This window comes from Mesorhizobium sp. f-mel (genome assembly GCF_053850215.1).
On record NZ_JBSPTO010000061.1, the window covers coordinates 1 to 7,445 of the forward strand.

General features: G+C 56.7%; 7 protein-coding genes and 2 pseudogenes. 5 read left to right on the top strand and 4 right to left on the bottom strand.

The genetic code is table 11. The features are described from left to right. Together ACWUKX_RS30640 and panD are read right to left on the bottom strand one after the other, a co-directional pair. The coding region (locus tag ACWUKX_RS30640) for an ATP-grasp domain-containing protein (RefSeq protein ID WP_456010410.1) at positions 1 to 497 on the bottom strand (497 nt) is incomplete at its 3' end. A 566-nt stretch (positions 498 to 1,063) separates the two neighbouring features. Continuing rightward, positions 1,064 to 1,486: an aspartate 1-decarboxylase gene (panD, locus tag ACWUKX_RS30645; protein WP_456010411.1), complete on the bottom strand. Its 423-nt coding sequence runs from the start codon at positions 1,484 to 1,486 to the stop codon at positions 1,064 to 1,066. A 669-nt stretch (positions 1,487 to 2,155) separates the two neighbouring features. Between panD and ACWUKX_RS30650 the strand changes: the two are divergent. Then, a pseudogene (locus ACWUKX_RS30650) lies at positions 2,156 to 2,285 on the top strand (IS110 family transposase); the annotation flags it as partial. 320 nt (positions 2,286 to 2,605) lie between these two features. Then, complete coding sequence (locus ACWUKX_RS30655; protein WP_456010412.1) at positions 2,606 to 3,208, top strand: GNAT family N-acetyltransferase; 603 nt, start codon at positions 2,606 to 2,608, stop codon at positions 3,206 to 3,208. 371 nt (positions 3,209 to 3,579) lie between these two features. Here the strand turns inward: ACWUKX_RS30655 and ACWUKX_RS30660 are convergent. Continuing rightward, positions 3,580 to 3,811: pseudogene (locus ACWUKX_RS30660) on the bottom strand (IS481 family transposase); the annotation flags it as partial. A gap of 907 nt (positions 3,812 to 4,718) precedes the next feature. Here ACWUKX_RS30660 and ACWUKX_RS30665 point away from each other — a divergent pair. Both ACWUKX_RS30665 and ACWUKX_RS30670 read left to right on the top strand, forming a co-directional pair. Further along, on the top strand, positions 4,719 to 5,648 hold the full coding sequence (locus ACWUKX_RS30665) for a 2-oxoglutarate and iron-dependent oxygenase domain-containing protein (RefSeq protein WP_456010413.1): 930 nt from the start codon (positions 4,719 to 4,721) through the stop codon (positions 5,646 to 5,648). A gap of 227 nt (positions 5,649 to 5,875) precedes the next feature. After that, positions 5,876 to 6,307 carry a DUF2267 domain-containing protein gene (locus ACWUKX_RS30670; RefSeq protein ID WP_456010414.1) on the top strand — a complete coding sequence of 144 codons (432 nt, stop codon included), beginning with the start codon at positions 5,876 to 5,878 and terminating at the stop codon, positions 6,305 to 6,307. On the opposite strand, the gene ACWUKX_RS30675 is transcribed toward ACWUKX_RS30670, so the two are convergent. Then, positions 6,252 to 6,716, bottom strand: coding sequence for a hypothetical protein (locus ACWUKX_RS30675; protein ID WP_456010416.1), 465 nt, complete (start codon positions 6,714 to 6,716; stop codon positions 6,252 to 6,254). The two genes, ACWUKX_RS30670 and ACWUKX_RS30675, sit on opposite strands and share 56 nt — an antisense overlap. Before the next feature lie 188 nt (positions 6,717 to 6,904). Here ACWUKX_RS30675 and ACWUKX_RS30680 point away from each other — a divergent pair. Continuing rightward, a partial coding sequence (locus tag ACWUKX_RS30680; RefSeq protein ID WP_456010415.1) for a GMC family oxidoreductase N-terminal domain-containing protein occupies positions 6,905 to 7,445 on the top strand: 541 nt, incomplete at its 3' end.

The window sequence follows — 7,445 nt, forward strand, 5'->3', positions numbered from 1 at the left end:
CGGACCCCGAGGCTACCGCTGCCTACCGCTGGCTTAACAATCACCGGAAGGCCTATCTCCGCGGCTGCGCGTTCAACATCCGTCGCGTTCGCTGCCAAGCGATAAGCCGGTACTGGAACACCGGCGTCCGCGAGGAGCTGACGTTGAGAGAATTTGTCACAGCATTGTTCGATGAATGCGGGGTTCGGTCCCGGTAATTCGAAATGTCGGCAGAGCTTGCCAACTGTCGCATAGACCGACTCGTCGACGCCCGCAAAGCCAGTGATACCAGCAATCTCAAAGGTCTCACCCAGCCGGGAACATTCGCGGATCAGTGCATCGAGATCGGTCGTATCGACATGGATTGCCTCTCGCTGTTCCGCCGCAAGATAATTGTACTGTGTTGGATCGGCCGCTAGGGTAATTGGATGCAAACCAAGACGTTGGGCCGCTTGGAGGTATCGCAGACCGTTACCCCTTTCATGGCCTTCAACCAGGATGAGAGCTTTACTGGTCATTGGACGTTACCTCCAACCTATTTCGCCGCGGCTGACCCCAGCCGGTTGCTGTGAAAGGTATCATTGTCAGCGATCTGCCGTTGCAAAGGTTCTGTGAAGTGATTTCGAAGATGTACCATCTGTACTCCTCCGGGAGGCATAGACGGGATTGACCTGATCCATTTGAATCGCCAGCTCTGGCATTTGGCTGCAACTTGGATCGAAGGTGCCAGCCTGGTGCGAAGGATCAACAGCATCATCTTCGACGTGCCGGTCAAAGCAGCTCTCTTGATGATTCTTTGCGGAGATTGGATCCCTCGCCCGCTCTTCATCGAGATGCTGTCCTCCTTGGATCAGAATTCGCTCGGAAGGGCGTTCTTCAGATCCGTGCCAAGGTCGATGCTGTCCGATGGGCAGAACCGATTCGGCTCGGTGGGCAGCTGGCCGAACAGGTGCGAGCTGGACAATGCACCAGTGCCGGCGGCCGATCAGGTAATAACGGACGGGTACGCCACTGACTGCGTCTTCACCGCCCAGTCCCCTCCACCGGAGCTATCAGTAATTGGCCCGACCTGGGTTCTTGTGGGTTACCGCCCGGGAGAGCCCTCGCGCACCACGAACGTCATCGTTCCATCATCATTAATCCCACCATCGTAGAACATGCGGTCGCGGACAGAATTGTCCCGGTGGAATGTCAGCACTCGCGGTTTGATGTCTACCATGTGATCTTCCTGGATGTATGCGGAGGAGCAAACGATTATCTCATCCCCAACCTGGCAGGTGCGAGCAGCAGCTCCGTTCAGCACACAGCAACGAGAACCCCGTTCGCCGTAAATGACATACGTGCTGATTCGCGCACCTGAAGCTTTATTCCAGATCTCAACGAATTCCATTGGAAAAATGTGCGCCTCGTCGCAATGATCTGGATCCAGAGTTATTGAACCGTGATAGTTCAAATTGGCGTCTGTCACAGTGATGCCATGAAGCTTGGCCGCAACGAATTTTCTCATTTACAGATTCCTTTTCGGCAGGGTCCACTGCGCCGACGAGCGACTGCAGTGTTCCGGTCCCTAGGGACGGAGATTGATCGATGTGCTGCGATAGGTCGGTGGGATCAATAATCGGCAGAGGGAGACCGTCAGGCGCAAGTTCGTCCTGTCCGTGACGAGTCGGAGGCATTTGCGGGTTCTGCTGTGCCCTTTTCGTAGAATGAAATCCCGACGCGGTTCTGACATAGTTCTTTTCTATCGATTGATTGTGGTGTCCGCCGACATGATGCCAATCGGCGGCTTCCACCGGTTCGCAACTGAGCTCGCAAACCTCGTGCCAATTCGCTGATCGGGCCAGAGTTAGAATTTTGTAATTCCTTTCAGTAGCTAACCGTGAGGCCAGACCCGAGATCGGATCACGAATTTTGTGTCGCGGACCCGACAGAGCGACGTGGGATGTCGGACGTGAGACGCTATTGGTGACCTTGGAGACCGAGAAAAAGTTGAGCGTGCCAGGCAGCAAGCCTGAGGCGATTCCGATCGGGAGACCGCCACACGCACGTTGGACAACGCATACTATGAATCGTTCCATCCAGCGATTCATCTGGTCCTGCACATGCTCTGATTGACGAGTTTGGTTCACGGTCGGCTCTACTTGCGCGGTGGATATGCCTGCGCCGTTCTGGCACTTTGGCCTCTCTTCTCTGCGAGGCGGCGACAATCATCCTGACCCGCAGCTCGGCCGACAGCAGCCTGCGGGACATGGGGACTCAAACTCTGGGAGCGGGTACGCTTCAAGCGAGCCGCCGTTGCCGTAGCCCTGGCGCGCCCCGCGTGAAGGCAAATCAACTTGGCTCTTGATAACTCTTGGTCGGGTTTTTGCGACAGACCGCACCAGCCATGGTGAGTGCGTGCATCTGTGCTGATTGCTATACGTGGAGCACGCAGATCCGGGATCAAACCAGCGGGTATCCGCCGGCCGCAGACCCCACCAGCCATGGTAGGTGCGTGCATCTGTGCGGATTGCTAATGTGAAGCCACGCAGATCCGCGTAGATCAAACCAAGATGGGTACCAGCAGCCGCTCCTGAATCAATCAGGCCGGATCGCGACACAGCCCGGCCAGATTGGGAGAATACCGATGATCACATATCAGACCGAGCGTTTGATCCTCACCTCCTTACGACCCGAACACGAGGCGGAATTGTTCAGGCTGCACAACGATCCGCTGGTTCAGAAGGCGATCTACAGGAATGTGCCACAGACCACTGAGGATGTTCACAAGAGGCTCGGTTGGTTATTAGCTCAGTGGCGCAAGAACGGCTTTGGCGATTGGATGGTATACGAAAAGATCAATGATGGTCCGATTTTCATTGGTCGCTGTGGCCTGCGTGACTATGAGGACACCAATAATCTCGAATTTGCTTATGCATTTTTCCAAAACAGGATAGGGAGAGGCTTGGGTCCGGAGGCCGCACGCTTCACAATCACGCATGCCTTACAAAACTCGACCAAAGAAAAGGTTATCGCCTTCATTGAGCACGGCAATACGCGGTCAGAGAAGGCTGCCAAGAAGCTTGGTCTTCGCTATATTAGCGACCGCTTGTATGACGGCAAACCATGTCAATACTACGAAATGACCCGAGAGGAATACTTTTCTCAGCCGCATCACCAGGGCGGATCCGGCGAAAGAGGGAACCCATGTTCGCCTGGTGGCTTTTGTGAATACGAATTTTCCCGATAACAAACGTCACCGAACTCGTTCTTCCCCTCGATCGTGACGTCCACTCCACCGCCATCGGCTTGTGTGCGAACAAAACTATGCGGATGTACTGCTCAGGCCTAACAACCGGGCATTCGACCCCGCAGACACAAATGTACGACGATGTTGGGTATGCGACATAGCCTTGATCTGCATCGGTCTTTTCTTTGGCACCATTATTGCGTCGTGTCATCCGCAAACACGTCACGGATCGACGATAAGCGCGAATGTCGACATGTTAGCACAACACTTTCTGCCACGGCCTACTCCGGCCATCCCGCCCGTCGGTTCGGAGATCGAGCCAGTCGAGGCGGCGCTGGCCAGGGATCCATGAACCGTCTGCGGCGTCATTGGTGCTCGCGAAAGGCGACGATGGCCGCCTCTTCCTCCACAGACAACACCGTCGACTTCGGTTCCTTGGGGCCTGTCGGAAGATCGGCGGTCGAGCTTCGGTTCTTCCACTTTCGAACCGTCTTCTGATCGATCCCGTAGCGCTTGGCCAGCGCCTTCGGGCTCTCTCGACTATTCTGTATTGCTCGACGGATTGCCTCTGTCGTCGTGGCGGCCGTGTAGAACCTGTCCCATAGCGCATCCCTTGATTCGGCTGACAAGGATGCGCATTAAAGCCCGGGATCAAACAGCTAACACCTATAGATACGATGAGCACAGCTTTGAAGATTCCGGGGGAGCCTTCTCGATCAGTTGGAGGAGTCGACGCTAACAGACGCGATCCCGTTCCTATCTTGCTATACCGCGCTGTCCTCCTCGAAGAAGGCATATATGGAAGAGAGGTTAGGAGCAGCATGAGGTCGCGGAAGCCGGTGCTTGCAGAAGGTGGAGCTTGCCGCGCCCATACATCTGGCGCCCAAAAGCTTCGTAATTTGACCTTCCGTCTGGCCGTTGACCAGGTTCGTTGATCGCGGCACGGACGGCTGTCGCGAGTGATACCGTCGGGGACGCGATGAGACTCGTGCTGCCTCCGATGATCCACGGATCAAGATCCGCCTCGCTTCTTTTGCGGGCTATCGAACGGAACCTGATCCCGAACACATCTGTCCGCTCACCCGGGATCACCTGGCGGACGAGCTTGCGCCGGGATCAGGGACGCCCCTCGGAAAACAGCCCCACCCCTCATGCCAAATCATCGAATTGAGCCAGACCCCAAATTGGACGCCGGCAGTTACGCAAACCGTTTGACAGTTCCTGGTTGGGCCGGGGTTTTATAAAACATATTCGTTCGCGCATTCTGACCTCTAACAGCTTACATTATTAAGCGAGTGTGAAGCGTACGAAACATTATTTCACCAAACAGGCTCTTATAGTGCTTTCTCGCTGGTACAAACTTGGCTATTAATCAGACATGGTAGAACAAGGCTGAAGCGCATCTCCACGGTGACTTTACCGCCCAACAAAGCCACGTGTCTACTGTACAGGCTTGAGGAGGCGCCGTGCGCCACTCTTTTCCGCAACACCGAATGAATCGGATCATGCTATGACCACGCTACCGCAGATTTCACTGGCGAAACTGAAAGCCGACGCAACGCGAAATGAAGAGCGCGCAAGCCTGCGCGCGGCCTGCGAAGAGTATGGGTTCTTCTACCTTGTCGAGCACGGAATCTCGAAAGAACGGATAGCGCAAGCGATCCAGAGTTCCCGGAGCTTCTTCGCGCTGCCGCAGTCGACCAAGGAACGCTATGGCTACGCCTTCCAAGACGTGTACCCCACAATCGCCCGTGGATACAGTCCGTTGCACGGCGAGGTGCTGCATCCAGAGGCCGGCCCCGATCCAAAGGAGGTATTTGATCTCGGAATTGAGAACGAGAGCGACAGGCGTCCCTTTGCGGGACGTACGCGCTTGCCGGATGACGCCTTGGCTCCGGGGTTCGCGCGAAGCCTGCTTGCTTTGCAGGCTTCGGTGCTCAGCGGGGTTGTCCCGCACCTCGGGGACGCGCTTGCCGACCTGATCGGTATGGAACTGGGCTGGTTCCAACGGCACTTCAGCCCGCCGACGCTCGGCCAACGTGTGATCCGTTATCCATCCAGCGGCGGCGTGGCCGCCAAGCACACCGACGGCGGCTTTTTCACCCTGCTGCTGCAGGAGGAACTCCCCACACCCTCTTTGCAGGGGTGGTTCCACGGTCGTTGGGCTCCGGTGCCGAGCCTGCCCGACAGCCTCGTCGTCAATCTGGGCGACATGCTTCAGGCCTTGAGCGACAACCGCTTCAAGAGTACGCCCCACCGTGTCGAGCACAATGGTCCGACTGAGCGAATCTCGCTGCCGTTTTTCATCTATCCTGATGTGGACGCTCGCTTGACGTCGCAGCAAGGGCATCAGGTCTTTACTGTCGTGGAAGTAATGTTGCGCATGTGCGAGTCAATTAAAAGCGGCAATGGCGCCGGTCGCGCGAGAGAGTTGCAGTAAATGCCTGCCCTTCTCAAACGTGCGCGGCGCACCTCGGCGTGGTGCCATGGAAGAGCTCTCCCAGAAGCTGATTCGTCCTGCCATCGCGCGATAGCGCGGCGACCTGGAACTGGCCTCGCAACGATACTGTCACATTGTTTAAATCTTGGTCGCATGGGATTCACGCGGTACTTTGAAGCAGACTGCAGCGCCGGTCCTGACAAGCTCCAGGGAGAATGCTCATGTGCATGATCTATGACCTCGATAACGCGTTGCAAGCAACCCAGAATTGGATTGGCGATCTGGCGCGGAGACTCCGCTGGCGTGAACGAGAGCGGGTCTACCAAGCCCTGATTACGACGCTGCACGCCCTCCGCGACTGCCTGGGTCGCGAGGAGGCCGTTTACATGGGCGCACACCTGCCAGCCTTGCTGCGCGGCTTCTATTACGAGGGCTGGCGTCCCGGCCGTCGCGCCATAGGCAGAAGCCGGAATTCGTTTCTCGACCGGATCCACGAGGGCCTCCACCGTGACCCAGCGGTGGATCCGGAAGAGGTTGCCCGCTCGGTTCTTGGCCAGTTCGCGGACCGTTTGCGCGCAGCAGGGGTCGAAGACCCCAAGGCAGCTACTCCATGTGCGCTGCATGACCTTTGGCCCCTGCGACAGACGTCTGTCCCGTGACGCATTCTCGAGCCCAAAGCCGTTGAAAAGCGGCACTCAACGCCACCGACGCTAACACCTCGGCTCGACCTTCTTTTCCTTTTGTTCCAATCCTCACAAAAAAATCCAAGCCAAGCCCGAAATCTATCCTGTTTTCATCAAAAGTATTGTCCGATATAGAAATGGCTGGTTGTCCTTGTTTCTGGATCGGCCGCTTCATTGGACCGCGACACTCGGGCTCAGATTGCCGAGGCGTCTTAAAACGCTCTTGAGAGATTTCGGCAACCTGAACCGCGGAGACGTCGATCTCTGCATCTGCGGCGCATTCAGGGTTGCCGACATCGCGCGACTGCAAGTGCGGCTGTAAGTATTGCGACGCCTCGAATGGAACGGGGGCATCGAGCGTTAGTACGGAGATGTGTTGGCCCATTTTCCGTCCACAAACGCACACATTGTGCCGCGTATACAGTCAATTAGGTTGGTCAATAAGCGATTGCAGGGACGGAAGAGGTCACCGGATTGTGGCGAAAACCACGGGGCGCGGTGGCGCACGCCGCGAGAACGACGTCGGAGCGATGGCACGCCCAAACGGCCTGCCGGGGATATGGAGGTTTAGCGTTGGTTCTCGATTACATCGTTGTCGGTGGTGGTTCATCCGGATGCGTCATGGCGAGCAGGCTTTCAGCCGAGGGAAATCGCGTGCTCCTCATCGAGGCGGGTCCCGACACTCCTCCGAACGCTATCCCTGACGACATTCTCGATGGTAGTCCCACGCGTGCCTATCTCAATCCTGATTATCAATGGCCGTCTCTCGCGGTGACCACGGTCCGGGATGGTCGCAAGCCGGCGCACTACGAGCAGGCGCGCGTCATGGGCGGCGGGTCCAGCATCAACGGCCAGGTGGCCAACCGCGGTGCCCCCGAAGATTACGATGAATGGGCATCAAACGGTGCAACGGGGTGGGGTTGGGACGACGTTCTGCCCTACTTTCGCCGTCTCGAATGCGATTTGGATTTCGATGGCGAACTTCACGGCAAGGAAGGTCCCCTCCCAATTCAGCGTGTGCGGCAATCTGACTGGTCCGGTTTTATTCGAGCGGCGTCGAAAGCATATGAAGCTTTGGGTATTCATTTCAGGCCGGACTTCAACGGTGAATTTG